This window comes from Neolewinella xylanilytica (genome assembly GCF_002934605.1).
GTDB classification, from domain to species: domain Bacteria; phylum Bacteroidota; class Bacteroidia; order Chitinophagales; family Saprospiraceae; genus Neolewinella; species Neolewinella xylanilytica.
In genome coordinates this window covers 807,726-830,402 of the sequence record NZ_PTJC01000005.1, presented here as the reverse complement: position 1 = coordinate 830,402, position 22,677 = coordinate 807,726, and the positions used below count along the sequence as shown (strand labels likewise).

General features: G+C 60.2%; 15 protein-coding genes. 10 read left to right on the top strand and 5 right to left on the bottom strand.

Annotated elements, in window-relative coordinates; translation table 11 throughout:
- The first annotated feature begins 320 nt into the window (after positions 1-320).
- The 3 genes from CLV84_RS03325 to CLV84_RS03315 all read left to right on the top strand — a co-directional run bounded on the left by CLV84_RS03325 (position 321) and on the right by CLV84_RS03315 (position 5,533).
- On the top strand, positions 321-1,586 hold the full coding sequence (locus CLV84_RS03325; protein ID WP_104418316.1) for a carboxypeptidase-like regulatory domain-containing protein: 1,266 nt from the start codon (positions 321-323) through the stop codon (positions 1,584-1,586).
- 133 nt (positions 1,587-1,719) lie between these two features.
- Entirely contained in the window at positions 1,720-2,451 is a 732-nt protein-coding gene (locus tag CLV84_RS03320) for a hypothetical protein (protein WP_104418315.1), read from the top strand.
- A gap of 217 nt (positions 2,452-2,668) precedes the next feature.
- On the top strand, positions 2,669-5,533 hold the full coding sequence (locus CLV84_RS03315; RefSeq protein ID WP_104418314.1) for a glycosyl hydrolase 115 family protein: 2,865 nt from the start codon (positions 2,669-2,671) through the stop codon (positions 5,531-5,533).
- Here the strand turns inward: CLV84_RS03315 and CLV84_RS03310 are convergent.
- From CLV84_RS03310 to CLV84_RS03300, 3 genes are all read right to left on the bottom strand, one after another.
- The gene (locus CLV84_RS03310) at positions 5,488-6,207 is read right to left on the bottom strand and encodes a hypothetical protein (protein WP_104418313.1); all 720 of its coding nucleotides are present in this window, start codon (positions 6,205-6,207) and stop codon (positions 5,488-5,490) included. The genes CLV84_RS03315 and CLV84_RS03310 overlap by 46 nt on opposite strands.
- Before the next feature lie 169 nt (positions 6,208-6,376).
- On the bottom strand, positions 6,377-9,412 hold the full coding sequence (locus CLV84_RS03305; RefSeq protein ID WP_104418312.1) for a PAS domain S-box protein: 3,036 nt from the start codon (positions 9,410-9,412) through the stop codon (positions 6,377-6,379).
- 79 nt (positions 9,413-9,491) lie between these two features.
- Entirely contained in the window at positions 9,492-10,850 is a 1,359-nt protein-coding gene (locus tag CLV84_RS03300) for a sigma-54-dependent transcriptional regulator (protein ID WP_104418311.1), read from the bottom strand.
- A 535-nt stretch (positions 10,851-11,385) separates the two neighbouring features.
- On the opposite strand from CLV84_RS03300, the gene CLV84_RS03295 reads away from it, so the two are divergent.
- From CLV84_RS03295 to madM, 5 genes are all read left to right on the top strand, one after another.
- Positions 11,386-11,937 carry a DsrE family protein gene (locus CLV84_RS03295; RefSeq protein ID WP_104418310.1) on the top strand — a complete coding sequence of 184 codons (552 nt, stop codon included), beginning with the start codon at positions 11,386-11,388 and terminating at the stop codon, positions 11,935-11,937.
- Positions 11,938-11,975: 38 nt separating this feature from the next.
- On the top strand, positions 11,976-12,566 hold the full coding sequence (locus CLV84_RS03290) for a hypothetical protein (RefSeq protein WP_104418309.1): 591 nt from the start codon (positions 11,976-11,978) through the stop codon (positions 12,564-12,566).
- An 82-nt stretch (positions 12,567-12,648) separates the two neighbouring features.
- Complete coding sequence (locus CLV84_RS03285; protein WP_104418308.1) at positions 12,649-14,127, top strand: acyl-CoA synthetase; 1,479 nt, start codon at positions 12,649-12,651, stop codon at positions 14,125-14,127.
- A complete protein-coding gene (gene madL / locus CLV84_RS03280; RefSeq protein ID WP_104418307.1) occupies positions 14,124-14,504 on the top strand; it encodes a malonate transporter subunit MadL in 381 nt (126 codons plus the stop codon). The genes CLV84_RS03285 and madL overlap by 4 nt, the downstream gene beginning before the upstream one ends.
- Positions 14,501-15,250 carry a malonate transporter subunit MadM gene (gene madM, locus CLV84_RS03275; protein ID WP_104418306.1) on the top strand — a complete coding sequence of 250 codons (750 nt, stop codon included), beginning with the start codon at positions 14,501-14,503 and terminating at the stop codon, positions 15,248-15,250. Before madL ends, madM begins: the two co-directional genes overlap by 4 nt.
- Before the next feature lie 16 nt (positions 15,251-15,266).
- Here the strand turns inward: madM and bshA are convergent, their stop codons facing one another.
- Positions 15,267-16,430, bottom strand: a complete 1,164-nt coding sequence (gene bshA, locus CLV84_RS03270) for an N-acetyl-alpha-D-glucosaminyl L-malate synthase BshA (protein WP_104418305.1) — start codon at positions 16,428-16,430, stop codon at positions 15,267-15,269.
- Positions 16,431-16,962: 532 nt separating this feature from the next.
- Here bshA and CLV84_RS03265 point away from each other — a divergent pair.
- Complete coding sequence (locus CLV84_RS03265) at positions 16,963-18,288, top strand: leucyl aminopeptidase family protein (protein ID WP_104418304.1); 1,326 nt, start codon at positions 16,963-16,965, stop codon at positions 18,286-18,288.
- Positions 18,289-18,339: 51 nt separating this feature from the next.
- Here the strand turns inward: CLV84_RS03265 and CLV84_RS03260 are convergent, their stop codons facing one another.
- Positions 18,340-21,978 carry an alpha-L-rhamnosidase gene (locus CLV84_RS03260; protein WP_170067549.1) on the bottom strand — a complete coding sequence of 1,213 codons (3,639 nt, stop codon included), beginning with the start codon at positions 21,976-21,978 and terminating at the stop codon, positions 18,340-18,342.
- Positions 21,979-22,233: 255 nt separating this feature from the next.
- On the opposite strand from CLV84_RS03260, the gene CLV84_RS03255 reads away from it, so the two are divergent.
- The gene (locus tag CLV84_RS03255) at positions 22,234-22,608 is read left to right on the top strand and encodes a hypothetical protein (RefSeq protein ID WP_104418302.1); all 375 of its coding nucleotides are present in this window, start codon (positions 22,234-22,236) and stop codon (positions 22,606-22,608) included.
- Positions 22,609-22,677 lie beyond the last annotated feature (69 nt).

Genomic DNA, 22,677 nt, shown 5'->3' with positions numbered 1-22,677 from the left:
GGGCGTAACGGCTCGTCGGCCCGGCTACTACGAAAAACCACTACCCCCAAGGTTTCCCCACCAAACCCGTCGGCCGACCAGCGGAGCTGTGCGGACGACTGGTCCTCGTCGGCCCGGCTACCGTCGCTGGTCCGCCGAGCTACTGCCAAGGGCACCACCGAGCCGGTGGGCGTAACGGCTCGTCGGCCCGGCTACTACGAAAAACCACTACCCCCAAGGTTTCCCCACCAAACCCGTCGGCCGACCAGCGGAGCTGCGGGAATGACCGAGGTAACCAACGATCACCGAAACCCCCTATCTTATGGCTAAATCCCAACTCCATGCGCCTGCTCTGTTTCCTGGCCCTTTTCTCCGCCGCACTCTCCGGCCAGGTAACGATCACCGGCTACGTCGTCGATGCGGTGAGCCGCGAGCCGGTGCCCTTCGCGAACGTCGTGTTGGAGGAAGACCAGTCGCGGGGCGTTCTGACCAACGAACTCGGACAGTTCGCCATCTCACTCGATAGTGCGACCTACCGCTACGCTACGCTGGCGATCAGCTCGATCGCCTACGAGGTGGGGCGCGTCCGCCTGGCCGAGGAAGCGGGCTTGCCGGAGCGGCCCCTCGTCATCCGTCTGGAATCGCAGTTCGTGGAACTGCCCGGAGTCGTTGTAATCTCCGATCTCGGGTTGCGGCAACTGGTGCGCCGAGCCCTGGATCGCATCCCCGAAAACTACGGTCATGACGCCTATCACCTGAAGGCGTACCATCGCTCCTATTTTGCCACCAATGTCGGCTTTGCCCAGCTCAACGAAGGCTACCTCACCATCGCCGACGGTCCCTACGTACATGTTCCCGCCCATGAGCGGGAGCGGGCGAAAGTATGGATCGACCAACTGCGGGTCACCAAGGGGAGTCAGGAGGTACCGGCGGGAGCGCGTCGGTTCTTTGACCGGCAGTCCTTTCTGACGGGTGGCTATTCCTGGCTGGGGAACCCCCTTTACCGCGACAGTCTGGGGTACCTCTTTAGGGGCAGCTCGGGTGAAGACTTAGAACACCTCACCTTCCAGCAGATCGGCCAGTACTTTGACGGCACGGATACCCTGGTCCGGCTGCGGTATACGCACCAGCTCAAAGCTCCCGGCCGGCCACCACCGGGCGAATACACCGGTGAGGCGGTGATCAATTTGACCGATTATTCCTTTTCCGAGATCCGCATGGGTTACGTCGGAAACCCTACGGCGGTCTACACCGCCTATCAGAAAGTAAACGGCAAATACTACCCACAGCGCTCCAGCTTCACATGGGCCCTGGACCAGGATTGGCGGGAGTACCCCCGGATCTTTACCCTCTTCTTTTTCGTGACCGACGTGATCACGGATCCGGAGAAAATGAAGCGGTACCAAAAGGGCCGACGCCTGCGCGACGGGGCAGCGGCGATGTCCGCCCTCCGCATCCGGGAAGACCCGGCCTTCTGGCGGGGGGAAGAGCGCATGCTACAGTTGCCGGCGGAAGACGTGCTGCGCTTCGAGATCGGGGAACTGATGAAGCTGGAACCGCCCGCCGACAGCCGCGATACCCTCTCCGCGGATAGCGCGCGGAAGTAGTCGGTGTAACAAAACCGGCTGGGAAGCTATACCGTAGGAGCCGTCACCACCACCTGACCCATATTGCTCATTACCGATTCCCGCTCGTCGGCGGGTGCCCGGGCTAGGTAGTCACCTGTCTGAACAATACGCCATGCACAAATACCACAACCTCCACCGCTGGATGATTATCCCCTTCGTCGTGATGCAAGTAGGCATCCTGCGAGATTACTGGGGCGACTTTACCGACAACGCCTGGTCGGTCCACATCCACTACTGGTCCGGTGCCCTCTGGTACCTCTACCTCATTATCCAGCCCTACTACGCCACCCACGGCCAACTGGAACGCCACCGGACGAACGGCATCATCGGAATGTTCCTGGCCGGGGGGGTCTGCCTGACCGCCCTCAGCATGATGTACCGCGACATAAATACCGCTCACCTTGCCGCAGAGATGCCGGACCGCTTCGGCCCCTTCGAGCCCTGGTTCTTCTATGGAGTGGCGTCGATCGAGATCCCGATGATCCTGGCCTTCGCCGGGGCGGTCATCATGAGTATCCTGAAGCGCAAGCAGGTCGACGAACACGCCTGGTGGCTGATCGCGACCGTATTCATCATCCTGCAGCCGGCCATCGGTCGGGGCTTTCAGTTCGTCGCCATTGCGCTTGGGCAGGATTCCTGGCCGGACATCGACATCATCACGCCGGTGTATTTAGCCCAGGTAGTCATCATCGGGCTGGCTCTCCTCACGGCCCGCCGCTACGGCAAGATGAACCATCCGGCCACGTTGCTCATCGTAGCCGTTAACCTCTACGTGTGCTTCCTGCGCCCCCTCGGTACTTCGCCCGCCGTACAGGCCCTGTTGGAGGGGATGATCAAGGGGTGAAGTTAGGAGCCGACCCGGACGCTCGAAGGTGCAAGCACGCTTTGAGGTCCCCCTGCGCTCACCTCCCGAAGGACGAGGACCTCGGAGCGTCGCCGAGCGATAGCCAAGGGACCCGCGAGGGTCCAATTGAGATTAAACAGAACTCCTTATCTTACGCAATCGATTGCTCCAACCGCCTACGGAGCCTGCTTTTCCTTTTTCTTTCAGTCAGCCGATCATGCGATTCATTACCCTTCTCCTTTGCGCGCTCCCCGTGTTCGCCCACGCCCAGTTTTCCGTTTCGGACCGCCCGACGGACGACCGGCACCAGTTCACGCTGGTAGACGACCGGGCTACGGATATACTTTACGATGCCAACGATGAAAAGCTGGTCGAAATCACCGCCGGCTTTCTGGCCGACGATGTCGAAAAGGTGACCGGCAAACGACCGACGATAAGCACCGAAGCGGGCGGTGCCACCGACCGCCTGGTCGTGATCGGCACCGTCGGTGAAAGCGCTCTGATCGACGAGCTAGTACGCAAAGGCAAACTGAGCGTGAAAGAGATCGACGGCGAATGGGAACGCTTCATCGTCCAGACCGTAAAACGGCCCATGAAGGGCGTAAAGGAAGCGCTAGTGATTGCCGGCAGCGACAAGCGGGGTACCGCCTACGGGGTACTTACATTATCCAAGGAGATGGGCGTCTCCCCCTGGTACTACTGGGCCGACGCGCCGGTACAAAAGAAAGCAGCGGTCTACGTCAGTCGCGACCGCTACGTATCCGAAGGCCCGTCGGTGAAGTACCGCGGCATCTTCCTCAACGATGAGGCGCCGGCCCTCACCGGCTGGGTCGAAGAGAACTTCGGCTCCTTCAACCACGAATTCTACGAAAAGGTCTTCGAGCTGCTCCTGCGAAACAAGGCCAACTACCTCTGGCCAGCGATGTGGCGGCCGCGGGTATTTTCCACCGACGACCCCGAGAACCTGCAAACGGCCGACGACTACGGCATCGTCATCTCCACCTCCCACCACGAGCCTATGATGCGCTACCACGAAGAGTGGAGCCGCTACGATGGCGGCGCCTGGAACTACGAAACGAACGCACCCAAATTGCGGGAATTCTGGCGGGGCGGCATCGAACGGATGGGCGACTACGAAAGCGTGGTCACCCTGGGCATGCGCGGCGACGGCGACGAGGCCATGAGCGAAGGCACCGCCGTTCCCCTGCTCCAGCGGATCATCGCCGACCAGCGGGAGATCATCACCGACGTCACCGGTAAACCGGTAGAGGAAACGCCCCAGGTATGGGCGCTCTACAAGGAAGTGCAGGACTACTACGATAAGGGGATGCGCGTCGACGACGACATCCTCGTACTTTTCTGCGACGACAATTGGGGTAATGTGCGCATCCTCCCCAAAAAAGAAGACATGGACCACGCCGGCGGCTACGGCATGTATTACCATTTCGATTTCGTGGGCGGCCCCGTATCCTACCGCTGGCTCAACGTCACCCAAATCGAGCGGGTCTGGGAACAGATGAACCTCTCCTACGAATGGGGCGTCCGGGACCTCTGGATCACCAACGTCGGCGACCTCAAACCGATGGAACTGCCGATCAGCTTTTTTCTCGACTTCGGCTGGAACGCCGACATGGAAGCCGCCGACCTGCCCGGCTACTACGCTGACTGGGCCGCTCAGCAGTTTGGTTCCGAGCGTTCCGAGGAGATCGCCGACATCCTGGCGCTGTCCACCAAATACAGCGCCCGCCGCACCCCGGAAATGATCAAACCGGATACCTATAGCCTGGATAATTACCGCGAAGCCGAGCGCGTCCTTCAAGCATACGATGCCCTGTACGAGCGTAGCACCGCCGTCTACGAAGACCTGGACGAAGCGGCCCGCGACGCCTACTACCAGCTCGTCCACTTCCCGATCGAGATCTCCAGAAACCTGAACGAGATGTACGTCGCCGCCGGTAAAAACCAGCAGTATGCCATGCAGCAGCGCGCTTCCGCCAACTACTACGCTGACCTCACCAAGGAGAAGTTCGAGCGCGACGCCGAACTCATCCGCTACTACCACGATACCCTGGCCGATGGCAAGTGGAACCACTTCATGGCCCAGAACCACATCGGCTACACCAGCTGGGCGGAACCGCCCGTAGACCGGATGCCCGCCATCACGTACATCAGGACGCCTCAGGCCGCCGCGCTCGGCTACGTAGTAGAGCACGGACCCGGCTCGCGGTGGGCGCGCGGTGGATTGTATAGCCGCACCTTTCCCGCCTTCGATCCGCTGAACGACCAGCAATACTACCTGGAAGTATTCAACCAAGGCACGGAGCCGCTCACCTATACGGTGCATGCCATAGAGGACTGGATCGAGCTGTCGTCTTCCGGCGGGGAGATTCAATACGAAGAGAAAGTGACGGTAAGCATCGACTGGTCGCGCGTACCCGAAGCGGTACGCAGCGGAACGGTCGTACTTTCGGACGGGGACCGGGAGTTTACGGTAGCCGTTCCCCTTCGCACCCCGAACGTAGAAGCCGCCGGGTTCCTGGAAAACAATGGGGTGGTATCGATCGAGGCCACCAACTTTACCGCTAAAGTCGACGGGGAGCACGTTCACTGGACCCTGGTGCCCAATCTCGGCCGGACCCATTCCGCCATGACGCCCGAGCCGGCCGATGCCGAGCCGCAGTCACCCGCCGCCGGCGCTCCCCGCCTGGAGTATACCTTCACCTTACTGGATTCGGCCGCGGTGACCGTGGAAACCCACCTCTCTCCTACCCTCAACTATAAAAAGAACGAAGGCTTGCGGTACGCCATCGCCATTGACGACGAAGAACCCCGGATCGTTAATATCCACGCCGGCGAAGATCAGCCCGACTGGGAATACCCCGAGTGGTGGAACACTTCGGTGACGGATCACATTCGTAAAAAGCAATCGGAGCACGGGGAACTGCTGCCCGGACAGCACACGCTGAAAGTGTGGATGGTCGACCCCGGCGTCGTTTTCCAGCAATTCATCATCGACGCCGGTGGGCTGAAACCTAGCTACCTCGGTCCGCCGGAAAGCACTTTCTTCGGCGCGGTACGGTAAACGTCGTCGACCACGAGCATGGCCATGAGCGAGACGGTGATCATCTCTCCCCAGTCTTCCACGATGCCCAGCAGGCTTTCCGTATACGGGCTATCTCCGGCCTGCTGCAGCAGCCCGTGCACCGCGTCGACGGCAACGCCGAAGCCGCCAAACAGGACGAGCAGGAGGCAGAGTAAAACCATGCGTTTACGCAGCACCTCATTGTAGGTACGCAGGACGCTGATAACGAGCAGCCCGAGCAACAGCCCCCCTACCGTCAGGCCGTAGATCAGTTCCCAGAGGGCCCGGTTCGTCAGCGGCCCCACCTCGGGGAGGGCGATGAACCGCTCGCCGATCAGGTAGAAATCTTCGTGAATGCGGGCAATGTCTTCGAAGAGCAGAAACAGCAGCAGGCCAGCCAGGAAGATCCGTGTAGTTCCTTTCCGGCTGAAGCCGAGGTACAGGAGCAGGGCGGCGCTGGTCAAAAACTTGAGATACTGGAACTGTTCCGCGTAACCATTGTCCACCTCGATGTGCAGTCGGCGGTCCGATAGGAAGTCAAAGTTGAGTGCTACGTGTAACAGAAGAAAAACCACGTCCGTACCGAGCAGCAAAAGCCCGATTGCAAGTGCTTGGCGGTCAAACCGCTGGAACCAGTTTCCATCCGGCAGGTAATCTTGGGTAAAAATTGTCATAGTGTGGTATAAGGGCAGTACGATACTGCACCTTAAGCCATGGTAGACTGCCGTATCGATTATCTACAAATTACACGAAAGTTTACACATGGTTCACACCGGCTTAATCTTAGGCGGAGAAATATGGTCGGCACGGGCTTTGTCCCTGCGCTCCGGCGCCACAAATCGCCTACAGTAGTAATAATTCGTCTTCTCGGATTTTGTCGACCACGGTGATCAGGGTGCCGCAGAAGAAATTCACTTTACTGGCGAGTACCCCGTGCACGACCTTATCCGATTTGGCATAGACCTCGATGTCCTTGGCGACCCCTTCGAGTTGGCCGATTCCCATACTGTCGATACTCGGTTTGATCCGGTGGGCTACCTGGGCAACGGACGGATAATCTTTCTGCGCCAGTGCCTGGCAGATCTCCTGGAGAGAAACGGGCATCTGTTCGACGAAGATGCCGACCATTTTCTGAACGAATGTCTCGTCGCCGCGGCCGAGTTTACGGAGTAAGCCCAGATCGTAGCAGCTACTGGCCGTATAGGCGACCGTCGGTTTATCGGTGGTGCGGCTGATGCGGAGCTGTTGCGACAGCGTCTCGAAGAGGGCGTGCTCTTCGAAGGGCTTGGTCACGAAGTCGTTCATTCCGATACTGAGGTACAGGTCGATATCTTTTTTAAAGGCGTTGGCGGTGACGGCGATGATGGGAACGTCGAGGCGGAGATCGCCGCGGATAATCTTGGTGGTTGCCACGCCGTCCAGTTCCGGCATCTGAATGTCCATCAGGATCAGGTCGTACGCTTTCTCCTTGAGCAGATCGATGGCGATACGCCCGTTTTCGGCTTCGTCGACCGTACACCCGAAGTGGGAGAGGCTCTTGCGGGCGATGAAGCGGTTCATGATATTGTCTTCGACCAGCAGGATGTGGGTGCCTTCCAGCAGGTGCTGGTTTTGCTCCTCCTGCAGGGTGAGTTTGTCGATGTTTCCCTTGGCCAGCCTGACCTGGATGACGAAGCGGGTGCCCACCCCTTTCTCACTGGTGACCTCGATGGTGCCGTCCATCAAGCGGACAATTTCCTTGGTTATGGACATACCCAGGCCCGTACCTCCGAAACGGCGGGAAGTGGATCGCTCCGCCTGACTGAACTTGGAGAAAATCTCGCCTAGGTATTCCGGAGCCATGCCGATACCGGTGTCGGCCACTTCGATGCGTAACGTCTGACCGGTTTGGTCTTCCTCCACGACTTCCGCGTACATACTAACGGTACCCTGCATCGTGAATTTGATCGCGTTCCCGAGCAGGTTGATCAGTACCTGGCGAAGGCGTGCGCTATCGCCGAGGTGTGCTTTCCAGAGTGTTGGGCTGAGGCAGCAATCAAGGGTAAGTCCCTTCTGTGCGGCCTTGATGTGGAGGATACTGCGGAGATTGGCGACCAGGGCTTCGAGGCTAAAATCGTGGCAGTCCAGCTCCAGCTCCCCGGCCTCGATTTTGGAGATATCGAGGATACTGTTTACGATCGAGAGCAGGTGTCGGGCGGCCGAGTCGGTATGACTCAGGTAACTTTGCTGCTTGGGCGACAGCTTCTCCCGGCTCAGCTCGCGGATCATACCGATGATGGCGTTGAGGGGAGTGCGGATTTCGTGACTCATGTTGGCCAGGAAGGCTTCCTTAGCTTCCGAAGCCTGCTCGGCACTGTTCTTGGCAATTTCGAGCTCTTCTTTCATCCGCTTCTGCTCTGTGATGTCCAGGTGCACGCCGATGGAGCCAATTTGCTCTCCGTCGTCGTTGTAGCTCGGGCCACCGGAGACGAACCACCAGCGCTTCTCTCCGGCTTTGTTCTTTGCGGTGATTTCGAAGGTGCCGGACATGCCCTTAGCACTGATCTCCATTTTTTCCCGGAGGAGCACCATATTCGCCTCCTCGAACTGGAGGAAGCTGGCGTGCTGGCCCACCAGTTCATCCATGGAGTAGCCGCTCATATTGCAGAAGCTCTGATTGACGTAATTGATGGTCTCGTTCAGATCGACTCCCACCAAGCCCAGGTTCATATCGGTGATGATATTCCGGTACTTCTCTTCCTGGGCCCGGAGACGGTTCTCCCACCGTTTGCGGGTGGAGATATCCTTGATGAAGGCGGCATAGAAGGTCTCTCCGTGCTGCTCGTAGGTGATCAACGCTAGCTCGATGGGAAAATGCTCGCCCGCCCGGTTGACGGCCTCCAGCTCCAGAACCCGGTTTTTTCCGTTCTTTTTCTGTTGGGAGAGGTGGCCATTCAAATCCATTATCCAGGCTTTCCACAGCCGCTCGGGAAGGGTCAGTTCCACCCCATTCTTCCCCTTTACTTCCTCGAAGGACCAGCCGTAAAGTTCTTCGGCGCGGGGGTTCCAATACTGAATGGTGCCCCGTTGGTCGCTCACGACAATGGCATCCATGGAGGAGTTCATGATCAGTCGGTTGCGCTCCTCGCTCTCCCGTAGTTGGTGCTCGTAGCGGGCCTTGGCGGTTACGTCGTTGAACTTCCACAGGTGGCCCTTGTAGGCTCCGTTGACAAAAATGGGTACATAATCCCTTTCGAGAATGCGGCCGTCCTTCAGTTCCAGCTGCTGATTATAAACCGGCACCCGGTTTTGGAGGCAGACCTGGATATCGGCGATGAATTTGTCCGGATCGCTGAAAATGAACTTGCAGGAATCCCGGGTCTGCACGGCATCGTCGCCGATGATGTCCTGGGGGTGGAAAGCCTCGGAAAAGAAATCGGCCAATAACTCGTTCGCGAAGAGGATCTCGTTGTGCTCGTTCTCAATGACGACGGCCGACTTGAGGTTGTTGAGCAATGCTTTGAACAGGTTGATGTTGCGCGTTAGCTCGTCCTTCACGATGGTAGTGACGTGGACCTGCCCGCGGATGCTTTCGGAGAGGGAAACCAGGTCCCCTTCCGCTTCGGTACCGTTCGAATCATCCGCCAGTTCGGCCGCGGCCCGACTGAGTTCCTGCAGGCTGCGCTTCCGCTGGTCGACGAGGGAACCGATCTCCCGGTTCACTTGCTCGACTTCCGACCGGGCGATTTGGAAGGCGTGCTCCACCCGGGCGTGCTCCCGGTCGTAGCTCCCGTAGGAGTCGTTGATACTTTTTAGGAAGGCCTGTACCTCTTCCTGTGCCAGTACCTTCGCCGACAGATGCTGTTTGATTTGTCGACGTAGTAATTTGTGATAAGTCATTTCCGGGCTTCTAAGGCTCCGCCTTCGGGCGGAATAGCAAAAACGGTAGTAGAATGAGACGCAACGCGGTAGGGTAGCTTTAGCGGGAAAGCTCGCTCTGTAATTCTCCGCTCTTGAGCATGTTGTAGATCGTGGATTTCCCCATGTCCAATACTTTGGCTACCTGGACCACATTATTGTCGTACTTCTCCAGGTGGTGCTGCAGGATCTCGCGGGTGTATTCCCGCAGGGTTTTGCTGCCGTATTCGAAATTGGACGGGCTATTGAGGCCGGAGAAGATGATATCGTCGGCGTTGATCTTATTGGTTTCCGTCATGACGCAGGCCAGGTCGATGATCGCCTTGAGCTCCCGAACGTTACCGGGAAAATCGTACTTCAGGAGTTTGTCCTTGGCGCTTTTGTTGAGCTTCAGCGGTTGCAGGCCGTTGTCTTTGGCGTACTGTTTCACGAATGCGCTGGCCAGCAGGAGGATATCCTCTCCCCTTTCGCGCAGGGCGGGGAGGGCGATCGGCAAGCCCATGATGCGGTAGAAGAGGTCTTCGCGGAATTTACCCTCCCGCACCCGCACTTCCAGGTCGCGGTGGGTAGCCGTAAGGAGGCGGGCCCGGAACGGGATGTTTTCCGTACCGCCCACCCGCGTGAACTCCCGTTCCTGAATGGCCCGGAGAATTTTGCTCTGCAGCGTCAGGTCCATCTCGGCGATCTCGTCCAGGAACAGGGTACCGTCCTTGGCCGCTTCGAACTTACCGGCCTTCCGCCCGACCGCGCCGGTGAAGGCGCCCTTCTCGTGGCCGAAGAGTTCGCTCTCCAGCAGGTTTTCGGGAATCGCGGCCGTGTTGACGGCCATGAACGGCTTCTTGCTACGCTCGCTGTTGTAGTGGATGGCCCGGGCGATCACTTCCTTGCCGGTGCCGGTTTCCCCGGTGATGCTGACGTTGATGTTCGACTTTACGGCTTTGCGCAGCATGGTATAGATACCCTGCATGGCTTGGCTTTTGCCGATGATACCGTCGAAGCTGTACTTCTCCTCCAACTGCCCCCGCAGGGATTCCACCTCTACCTTCAGGTCGCTGTTTTCCCGGATATTTACGATGGATTTCCAGAGGAGGCTCTTCGTATTGTCGTCCTTGACGATGTAATCGTGGACGCCGCGCTTGAGTAGATTAACGACGGTGGAGATGTCCTCCTGTCCGCTGATGATCACGATGGGAACGACATTGTTCAGATCGCGAATGCGGGCGAACAACTCCCCGCCGTTCATATCGGGTAGCCCGTAATCGATCGAAATGACGTCGGGTTTCCGGTATAGGGCTTCGAGGCATGCCTGCCCGGTCGTGAAGAGATCGACCTCGAAATCCGGATTCAGATTCAGGTGATGCTTCAGCAGTTTGCCATAGAAAGGGTCGTCTTCGACAACGAAGATCTTGAAACTATCCACTTGCTCGACTTATTGGCCATCGACCTACAAAGGCCGTTGGGGCGGGTTGGTGTATCGGATAAATGCGTACTTCTCTAATACGTACAACCGGGGCACGATAGTATATAGGTACACAGATTTGAACGTTGCCCGGGGGCAAGGAATGACGACCGCCAAGCGGTACCCAAGGATAGTCGAAAGAAAAGAAAGACCCGGCCTTCTCGACGAAGACCGGGTACAAATAGCTGTGAAGGACGTGGTTCCCCGATGGAGAAGCGGCCGCCGTTCAAGCCGTTATTTATGTTTGCGTGTCATAAAATTGCTACACCAGCCGTAGCTGCAAAAGTTGTTGAGTGCTCTTTAGTTATAAATCTACCTCCCACCCTGCCAAGGCCGTGCCATAAAGTACACCTGTTGTCTATCAGGGTTTTATAAATAGCAGAACCGAAATATATTCCAGGCCGTGGAATAAGCGTCCCGATTGTGGCCACCCGATGGCCGATCGCCGGGGCAAGGCTGGGTACAGCTATCTTACCGCAACACCCAAACGAATTGCATGCGCCCCCTCTGTTTTTTTCTGATCTTCGGTATAGGTTTCCTTCCGGGGATTTGGCCGGCTCCCGCGCTCGGCGCCCAGGAGCGGGTTACGCCGGCGGTGCCCTTCGGTGGCATCTACGCCATTCCGGAAGCGACCGTCCGGCCCGACCCCGAGCTCGACTACCGGCTAGTGATCGACGTCTTCACGGGGGCGGAGGAGCCCGACAGCCTGGGCGGCGGTTTGTACCATGTCTCCCGCCTGCTCAACCTCTTTGCCGTAGCCGGGGTGCCCGCTGACCGGGTGCAGGTCGTGCTCGCCATTCACGGCGCGGCTACCTACGGGGTGCTGACCACCGAAGCGTACCGGGAACGCTTCGGCGTCGACAACCCGAACCTGCCCCTCCTACGCGCGCTGCAGCAGGCGGGGGTGCGCCTGACCGTCTGTGGGCAGTCCCTGATCGGTCGCGACCTAGCGGCGGAAGCGGTGAGCCCGGAGGTGGAAATCGCCACCTCGATGCTGACCACCGTGGCCATGTACCAGATGCGGGGCTACGGGGTTTTTCGTTTCTGAACCGCCAACGTCGGGAAGGCTGCTACCGTCTACCGCGTATGAACGTATTTCCCGTGATGTTACTGGCCGGCCTGTTCGGCTTTTACCTGGGCATCTCCGGATGTGAGCAACCAGCCGGTGCGGTTGAGGTGTGCGCGCGCCAGGTTACCGAACGGCTGGGGTTGGTCGAGGACCCCCAACCTCCTTGTAGCCTATCCGTCGTCATTTATCAGACTGCGGAGGAAACGATCTATACAGTGAATTCAGCTACCTGCTACACCCAGACGCGGTATTACGCCTGCACGGGGGAAAGGTTGCCGTTCGAGCCGGATGAGGCCCGGCGGGTGATTGGCGCGGCTACGGATCAGCAGTTACTGGGTTTCATACCGGGGGACCGCTACTGCGCGGAACGAATCATCAGCCGACTGGGATTGGTGGCGGAGCCGCAATCAAGTTGTGCGACGTTTGTCGAAGTATTGCTCCGGGATGAACGGTACTTCTTTCGGTACGCGTCGCCCAATTGCCAGCTCGTGGCCGTACCCTTCGACTGCGATGGTGACCCGGTGTGTGAGGAAACGGATACGGACTGCCTGGCGGAGTGGTTGCAGCGCGCTGAACCGGCGGAGAACATCGGTTACCTCCCCGAGTGAGGTAGCGCGGATCGTCGAGGAGAAATATGCCTGACAACAGCTACCTTGTCGGAGTAAGTCATCATGCGCTAATCCACCCACCTTGGTTCCATTGATCGAACGGGCCCGCCGGTATTCGGACCGGTCCGCCATAAGCAGCGACAACCAAACCTACACCTACGCGGAACTCGAGCGAAAATCCGCCGAAATCGCCGCCGACCTGCTGGAAGGCATGGACGATCTCGAGGAGGAGCGGGTTGCCTTCCTCGTGCCGCCCGGCTTCCTCTACGTGGCCATTCAGTGGGGCATCTGGCGGGCCGGGGGTATTGCCGTTCCGCTGTGTACCAAGCATCCGCTGCCTTCCCTGCAGTACGTGATCGAAGATACCGGCGCCCGGTCGGTGCTCTACGCGCCTGCGTACCAGGAGTTGCTCCGGCCGATCTTCGATCTGCCCGATACGGATTTCCGCCCCGCCCATCAGGTGGGTAGCGGGAAAGTCCGCCTCCCGGATATCACTCCCGACCGGCGGGCCATGATCCTGTACACCAGTGGCACCACCGGCAAACCGAAAGGGGTGGTTACGACCCACCGCAACATCGAGGCTCAAATCAGTAGCCTGGTAACGGCCTGGGAATGGACGCCGGAGGACCGGATCCTCAACGTGCTGCCGTTGCACCACGTCCACGGCATCGTCAACGCCCTGTGCTGCGCGCTCTGGAGCGGTGCCTGCTGCGAATTCCTGCCGCGCTTCGGCGAAGCGGCCACCTTCGACCGCTTCCGGAGCGGGGCGATCACTGTCTTCATGGCCGTTCCCACCATCTATTACAAGCTGCTGGCGTACTACGACGGCCTGCCGGAAGCGGAGCAGAAAGCCCTATCGGACCGGCTGCGGGCGTTCCGCCTGATGGTATCCGGATCGGCCGCCCTACCGGTATCGGTGCTGGAACGCTGGAAGGCCATCAGCGACCATACGCTGCTGGAGCGGTACGGGATGACCGAGATGGGCATGGCCATCAGCAACCCCTACCGCGGCGAGCGCAGGCCCGGACACATCGGTCAGGCGCTGGAGGGCGTATCGGTGCGGCTCGTTGACGAGGAAAACGAACCGGTGGCGGATGGCGAAGCCGGAGAAATTCAGGTAAGGGGCGCCAACGTTTTCCTGGAGTACTGGGACCGGCCGGACGCGACCGCCGATGCCTTCACCCGCGATGGCTGGTTCCGAACCGGTGACGTGGCCACGCTTGCCGACGGTGCGTACCGGATACTCGGTCGCCATTCGGTCGACATCATCAAATCCGGCGGCTATAAAATCTCCGCCCTGGAGATCGAGGAGGTCCTGCGCCAACATCCCGCCATCCGGGACTGTGGCGTCGTTGGCCTACCCGACGAGGAGTGGGGCGAAATAATCGGCGCCTGCCTGATCGTCGATGACGGCCAAGTCGACCTCACCGCCCTCGAGGGGTGGCTGCGCGACCGACTTCCCGCTTACAAATTGCCCCGGAAGTACCTCTTTACGAAGGAATTGCCCCGCAACGTAATGGGTAAAGTAACCAAGCAGGAGCTGAAAAAGCAGTTCCCATGACCATCTACGGAGTGGCTACGCTGGCGGCCTGCTTTCTACTTGGCAAGGTAGTCGGAACGCTACTGGGCGCGGTGATCGGTATCGACGGCGACGTCGGCGGAGTAGGCTTCGCGATGCTGCTACTCATATTGGTCAACGGATACCTCCGCCGCCGCGGAATGATGGACGGCGCCACGGCCGGTGGTATCCGCTTCTGGAGTGCCATGTACATCCCCATCATCGTGGCCATGGCTTCGGTGCAGCATGCCACCGCCGCCCTTTCGGGGGGCTGGCTGGCCCTACTCGCGGGGATAGTAGCCACCCTGGCGGCGCTCGCTCTGGTACCGTTGTTGTCGCGGATCGGCCGGCCAGGGGAAGAAACCGCGAAGGAGTCATGAAGGCCATCCTTTCCGACCTGCTGATCAAAAACGGGCTGATCTTCGCCTTCCTAGTGGTCGGCCTGATACTGCTGGTGTCGTTCTGGATCGCCCGCCGCGTCCTGGGCGGACTCATCCCGGGCGTAGCGGTAGCCATTATTATCGGATTGGTGCTGGCCTTTCTCGGCGGCGAGCGGGGCATTGCCAGTTTCCCCCTGTTCTCCGGCATGGCGCTACTGGGCGGGTCGATGCTGCGCGACTTTGCCGTGGTGGCTACGGCAACGGGTGCCGACCCCGCGCAGATGAAACATGCCGGTCCGGCCGGGACCATCGCCCTGTTCATTGGCGTGGTACTGGCTTTCGTGATCGGCGTGGCCCTGGCGCTTGCCATGGGATACACCGACCCGGTAAGCCTGACGACGATCGGGGCGGGCGTCTGTACCTACATCGTCGGACCGGTGACCGGCACGGCGCTCGGCGCCACCTCGGAGGTGATGGCCATCAGTATTGCCGCGGGGGTTGTAAAGACCATCGCGACCACGGTGCTCACGCCGCTACTGGCGCGACGGTTGGGCCTGGATAACCCACATTCGGCCGTGGTCTTCGGCGGCCTGCTGGGAACCACCAGCGGAGTAGCCGCCGGACTGGCCGCCACCGACCCGAAACTGGTTCCTTACGGGGCGCTGACGGCTACGTTCTATACGGGCCTGGGCTGTCTGCTGTGTCCGTCGGTGTTGCATGTCATCGTCCTGGCCTTACTCGGTTGAGGCAGCCCGGCCGGCTTTAGCAATCCGCGACCGGCGCTTCGGAGGGCAACCGGCTTTCTTCCAGCACCTTCTCGTAGTAGGCTTCGTACTTCGGGATCATGTTGGCGATATCGAAGCGTTCGGCCTGCTTTAGCGCATTGGCCCGAAATCGCTTCAGGGTATCTTCGTTTTCGAATATCTTCATGATGTCCTCCGCCATCTTGTCGACCATGCCGACGCCGCTGGTGAAGCCGGTGACCCCGTCGATATTCACCTCGGGAATACCCCCTACGTTGCTGGACACCACCGGGACTTCGCAGGCCATGGCTTCCAGCGCGGCAAGACCGAAACTTTCACTCGCGGACGGCAACAGAAACACATCGGCTACGGCCAACAATTCTTCCACCGCGTCCTGCTTGCCCAGGAAGCGGATGTCCTTCGTGAGGCCGAGCCGGCGACTGAGGTCCTCGCACTTATTGCGTTCGGGTCCGTCGCCGATGAGCAGCAGCTTACTGGGCGTCTGGTCGTTGATGATCTTGAAGATGTAGATCACGTCGTCGACCCGCTTTACCGGCCGGAAATTGGAGACATGGATCAGGATGCGCTCCCCGTTAGGGGCGATGGCCCGCTTGAAGTGTTCCTTGTTGTTCCGCTTGAAGCGGGCGAAATCGATGAAATTATAGATGACCTCGATCGGGCGAAGGACCTCGAAATTGTCGAGCGTCGCCTGCTTGAGAGAGTCGGATACGGCCGTCACCCCGTCGGATTCATTGATGGCGAAGGTGATCGTGGGCTCGAAGGCCGGATTACTGCCCACCAGGGTAATGTCGGTACCGTGCAGGGTGGTCACGAAAGGAACGTAGCGGTTCCGGCTCATCAGGATCTTACGGGCCATGTAGGCTACCGCGGCGTGGGGCACGGCGTAGTGGACGTGCAGCAGCTCGATGCCGTAGTTCTCGACTACGTCCACCAGCTTGGAGGCCAGAGCGGTTTCGTAGGGGGCGAATTCAAACAGCGGGTAATCCGCGCCGCTGTCTACCTCGTGGTAAAAGACGTTCTCGTGAAAAAACCCGAGCCGCGCCGGTCGCCGGTAGGTAATGAAGTGGATTTCGTGCCCACGACGCGCCAATCCCAGGCCGAGTTCCGTGGCCAGTACGCCACTGCCGCCGTAGGTGGGATAACAGACAACGCCGATCTTCATACTGTTGCTTTGGTGGCGACGCAGGCCGACACGTGATTTTCGTCTTGATCAAATGCAAAAGGTAAGTAAATAGTTTGCCAGCCTTCCCGGTCCGCCCAGCTTCTGGTCCGCCCTTCTCCTGGTCCGCCCAGCGCCAGCTGGTCTGCCCAGGGGATGGGTGGACCAGGGCATAGTCACTACCGACCCGTGGGCGGACGAACTACGCTACCCTACGTTCGGCAGACCACTAGCCACTTCCACCCGTGGGCGGACGAACTACGCTACCCTACGTTCGGCAGACCACTAGCACCTTCGACCCGTGGGCGGAAATGTCGCGGGGTTGCCCAGCTCCTGGTCCGCCCAGCGCCAGCTGGTCTGCCCAGGAGATGGGTGGACCTAGGCATAGTCACTACCGACCCGTGGGCGGACGAACTACGTTACCCTACGTTCGGCAGACCACTAGCCACTTCCACCCGTGGGCGGACGAACTGCGTTGCACGACGTTCGGCAGGCCGCTAGTGAACCCACCACGCCTTCCGAACCTTTCTCCACCATGATCGAGATCACCCTGCTGCCCGCCGACGGTAACGACGACTACGCCGATAGCATTCCCGCCGACACCTATCTCCGTACCCTTTCCCCTCCGGGATTCATCGTCCGGTTGCCGAAGGACGCCGCTCCGGCGTCCGTGCGAAACCTGGGGCAACTGCTCAGCCACAAGGAAGCGAAACACCTGAGTGCCGAGCTGGCCGTCAAGGCCCCGAACGTAGCCGATCGACTGGCGGAGGAATTCATCGGCGGCCTGAAGTTGGGCAGCTATTCCGCCGGCCAGCGCAAGGGCGACCACGAAGCCCACCCCCTGGCGAAGGGGACCTTCCGGTACGACGGCAATACCGAACCCGCGCTGATCCTGGCCGACGTACAAAACCGCGTCCGCTCCCTGGTGGACGCCCCCGCCAATAAAAAGCGCGCCCAGGATCTGGCCGCCTTCGCCCGGGAAAGCGGAGCCACCTACGGTTACGACGTGAAGGTGCTCGACAAGGAGGCCTGCCTGCAGGAAGGACTGCACGCCCTCCTGGCCGTCAACCGCGGGAGCGAGGACCCGGCCGTGCTCATCGTGATGGAATATCGCGGCGGAGCGCAGGAGGGAGAAACGACCGCCATTATCGGCAAAGGCGTCACCTTCGACACCGGCGGCGTCAGCATTAAAGGCAGTCAGAACCTCCACCTGATGAAGAGTGACATGGGTGGGGCCGCGGCTACCTTCGGCGCAGTCGAGGCGGCCGCCCGCCTGAAGCTGCCGGTTAACCTGGTCGGCATCGTCCCCGCCACCGATAACAGCGTCGACGCCCTAAGCATCAAACCCAGCGACGTTATCGAAAGCCACGCCGGCAAGACCATCGAGATCATCGATACGGATGCGGAGGGCCGCCTCATCATGGCCGACGGTCTGAGCTACGCCGTTAAGCACTTCTCCCCCACCACCCTCATTGACGTGGCGACGCTTACGGGTTCGGCCGTGCGCACCTTTGGCTACGTCTGTGCCGCCACCCTCAGCAAGAACGAGGAACTGGTGGACCAATTCCGGACCGCAGGGGATGCCTGCGGCGAGCGCGTCTGGCCCCTGCCCCCCTGGGATGATTTTGCCAAGGGATTGGAAAGTGACGTAGCCGACGTGAAGAACTTCAGTGGCAATCCGCTGCACGGGGCCACCGATGCCTTCAAATTCCTGGAAAACTTCACCCACGGCCACGAGCGCTACATCCACTTCGACATCGCCGGCGTGGCACTGAAGCAGGGCCCGTACGCCAAAGACCGCCAGGCTACGGGGTTTGGGGTACGGCTGTTTGTGGAGTGGCTGCGCGCTGCGAATAATTAGTAGTTGCTCCACCCCCCGCCCCCTTACCGCTAAAGGAACCGTTGCTACCCCTTAGTTCGCTACCGTAAATTGGTAGGTACCCGCAGCCAGTTCGTACACCGCGTGCCGCCCGGTGTACCGTACGAGGCGCACGCCCTCCGCCCCGTCGGCGGGGCCGGCACCTTCCCGTACGCTTTGCGCGTCGGGGGCCGATAGGTACAGAATTGCCGAGGTATTCGGCGGAACGGTAGCCGAATAGGTCAGGCCATTCCCTTCGGTTTTCCAGCTACTCTCGATCCGACCGTACGGCGAATCGTAGTGCCCCCCGGCCTCGGTCAGCTGACCGGTCGGATCCGGCTCCGGACGCAGGACGAACGATTTGAATCCGGGCTCCCCCCGCTGGATACCGAGGGAATGAGCCATCATCCACTGCCCCACCGCCCCGAAAGAGTAGTGGTTGAAGCTATTCATGCTGTTGTTGTCGCCGAAGCCGTCTTCGTGGGTGTAGGAATTCAGCCGCTCCCAGATGCTGGTCGCTCCCTGGGTGACCGGGTACAACCAGGAGGGGTACTGCTCGTTCAGCAAGAGTTCGTAGGCTACGTCGGTGTACCCGTAATCGGACAGCGCCTTGCTGATCCAGGCCGTACCGATAAAGCCGGTCATCAGGGAATAGGCCGGTCGGCTCACGCCCCCGTCGTCTTCGTTCGTTCGCCGCAAGATGTCGGCCAGCCGGGCGGCCAGGCTATCGGCAGTCTCCCCCTCCACTACCCCCAGGGCCAGCGGCAGGGCGTAGGAGACCTGGGTATCCATGTAGTTGGGTCGACCTTCGATCTCCTTCACCTGTTGCTCCGGCGGCGAGGAACCGAAGCCGTTCATCACGTGGCCGGAGCGCACGGTCCGGTAGCCACCTGGCTCCAGGTAGGTATCCCGAAAGTGTTGTTGTCGCGCCTGGATCCTCGCGGCGTAATCCGCCGCTTCCTGCTGCTTGCCGAGTAGTTGCGCTACCTCCCGCATGATCTGCAGGTCGAAGATGTAGTAGCTCTCCCAGAGGAGGGTATTGTCGTTCTGATTTCCCTCCGGACTGAGCCAGTCGCCCAGTGCCCCCGCCGTCATGACGCCGCTATTGGGGTCGATACCCTCGGCCAGAAAATTCATGTAGTCGCGCATGGCCGGATAATGCTCCCGCAGCACCGCCGTATCCCCGTACTGCTGCCAGGTTTCCCAGGCCACTGTAAGGCCTGCACTGCCCCAGAGGATGCCCCCGAAGCCGTCGGCGGCCGGTGCCACGTCCGCGAAGCGACCGTCCGGGTACTGGGTTTCCCGCATCGCCAGGAGGTGGCGGCGGAAGAATTGATCGGCATCAGCCAGGTAGGTGGCCGTCCGGGCAAATACGGAGATATCGCCCGACCAGCCCATCCGCTCGTTGCGCTGCGGACAGTCGGTCGGTATCGACAGGAAGTTGCCGTACTGCGACCAGACGATGTTCTCGAACAGCCGGTTGACGTTGTCGTTCGACGTTTCGTAATGGGCGGTGACCGCGTCAATCGAGCTAATGACTAGCCCCTTCACCGCCTCCACCGGCAGGGCTTCCTCGATGCCGGTAATCTCCAGATAGCGGTAACCGTGGAAGGTGAAGCGGGGCTGCAACACGTTGTCGCCCGCTTTCGTGATGTAGTGATCGTGGTTGTGGGCCGCCCGGAGGTTTTCGATCATGATCATCCCCACTTTGTCTCCGTAGACCGGCAAGTCGGGGTAGAGCACCTCGGCGTACCGGAGCCAGATGTCCCGGCCCGCTTCCCCGCTCCCCAGATCCACCCGCGGCACGCCGACCATATTCTGCCCCATGTCGTAGACGAACACTCCCGGACGGACCTCCTCGACCGATTGGGCGGTCAATTCCTTCACCACCCGCGCGGGAGTTCCGATCTGTCCGAGCAGCCGATAATCTTCGTAGGCAATCTTCCGGCCGTTGTCGTCACCTATGAAGGCGGTTCGGGCGACGTCCACCTCCGTGGCTTCGGTCCAGTCGCTATCGTCGTAGTCCGCCGTAGCCCAACCGGCGATCGCCGTATCGCGGCGGGCATCGTAGACTTCCCCCTGAAAGAAGGATCCGTACCGCAGGGGGCCGTTATTGAAGTAGCGCCAGTCGTCGGGGTCGGTCGTGACGACCTCCCGGCTGCCGTCGGCGTAGTCGATGACCAGTTTGGCGAGCAGCGACTGCCGGTCACCAAAGAAGTTCCAGTTGGCGCCGGAGAAGCTGTGGTTCCCGCTCCACCAGCCCTCACCGAGCCAGGCTCCGAGGGCATTATCACCGCCGGCCGCGATCCGGTCCGTCACGTCGTAGGTCTGATAGAGGTGGGTTTCATCGTACTGCGTCAGGCCGGGGTTGAAGTAGTCCTCCCCCACCCGCTCGCCATTCAGGTACAGCTCGTAGACGCCGCGGGCGGTGACGTAGATCCGGGCCCGGGTAACGTTCGGTTTGGCGGCGAAGGTGGTACGCAACATCGGCGCGGCGTTCTGGCTCGGATCGGCTACGGCGAAGGTGCCCCCGCTTCCCCCGCGGACGCGGATACCGTTTTCGAGGAGTTCGATTTCGCCGTCGGTCTCCTGTGCCAACCGCGCGGCAAAACCGTCCGCTTTTCCCGTCGGCTGCCAGAGGACGTTCGAGGGGGCGCGGTAGTGCCGTAGCGTCAAGTCGGAAAAGGTGGCCTGCTGCCCTGCCGGAACGGAAAAGCCGATGTCGGCCAGCATCGGGTACGCGAGGTAATCGCCGCTGGGTCCGTTGGGGTTGATCACCAGGCCGCCGCGGCCCCAACCACCCCGGTAGTAGGTTTCGAGGTCCGTCCCGATTTCCGTTCCGTTCAACCGGATGCGGGTAGTACCGAATACGCTGCCGACCTCGATCCGGTAGGGTCCGTAGAGACTGGATTCCCCCTGCACCGAATCCGGTAGCACGATGGCGTAGAGCGGCCGGTCAGCGCGGTCATCCGGGTGGTAGCCAACGCGGTACACCTTGAAGGTCGGGTGGGGTTCGCTGATGTCCACTTCCAGGCGCACGTAGGCACTGTCCTCGGGCGATGACAGGCCGTAAATGTTCTTGTACGCGTCGCGCAGCCGCAGGTCGTTGGCTCCGAGGATCAGGGAGGCCCGGGTACTCCCGCTGGCTTTGTCGAGCTGCAGGGTATAACTCAACCGGAACACCGACAGGTAGTGCGCGTGCAGCACCTGGTCCGCATCGCCGCCACCGATCCACCGGGCACCCTCCCAGGCGGCTTCCGTGGCGTTCAGCAAACCGGTCTCGAACCACGAGTTGGCGGCGTAGGTGCTGTCTCGCTCGTCGTACACGGTCACCTCCCAGTCGTAACGGGTGGCGGGCTCCAGGTCCTCCCCGGCGTACGGGATACCGAGCGCCGTGCCGCTGTTTACCCTTCCACTATTCCAGACCTCGGTACCGGCTTCATCGGTCACGGTGAGGGCGTAAGCGGTCTGTTTTACACCGTGTCGATTGGGGTCCGCCGTCAACTGCCAGCTGAAGCGCGGGGTTTCCACGTCGATCCCGAGTGGCGTGGGGATGTACTCCACTTCCAGCGCGGTGGGTTGTTGCGCGGCCAGTCGGCTCCAGGCGGCCAGCATGATCAGCAATAGGATCCAGACTAGGATGGAGCCCGACCGACGGGGGTCTCCCCCCGAAAAAAAGGTGTTGCTTGGCATAATCGAAAGGCTTGAACGCTTGTAAGGCGAAGCCATAATACACCACGCGCGCCGGGAGAGCAAACGCCAGCGACAAGTTCGGGCGGCGGAGCGCAGGAACCCCGCAGCGGAATAGCGGCCAGGGTTTCCCGTGACCCCAGTCCCGACACGGCCCGCTTCGCTTCCCAAGCGACAACTTTCCCGCGCCCCGGCGCAAAAAGATTGGGTTGTTTAAAACAAAATGTTCTAAATTGACATCTATAAGAAACAGCCACCATGAAATTCGAAGTAAACGAAAAACCCCGCCTGCAAAACGGCCGCCACGTAGTGACCATCACCGAGATTTCCGAAGGAAAGAGCGAGTACAAGGGCATCCCCTTTTTCGCCGCCCGTATGGAGACCGATGAAGGCTTCGTAGAGCAGCGCTTCTACGACAGCGAGCCCAGCAAACCCATCCTGGCCGAACTAATGCGCGCCGTCGAAATGGAAGGAGAAACCCTAGACACCAATAAGTTGAAGGGAAAACAACTGAGCGTGGAAGTGCACGAACGCAGCTACCCCGATCCTGACACCGGCCAAGAAAAAACCATCACCGAAGCCGGTCACTTTCAAAAAGTCGGGGAAGCGAATACGAGCGATGAGCCGAAATAGTCACGCCTCCGTCTAAAATCGGAGCCGATTGATCGGAATAGGGTACGGGGCCATAACCGCCGTGCCCTA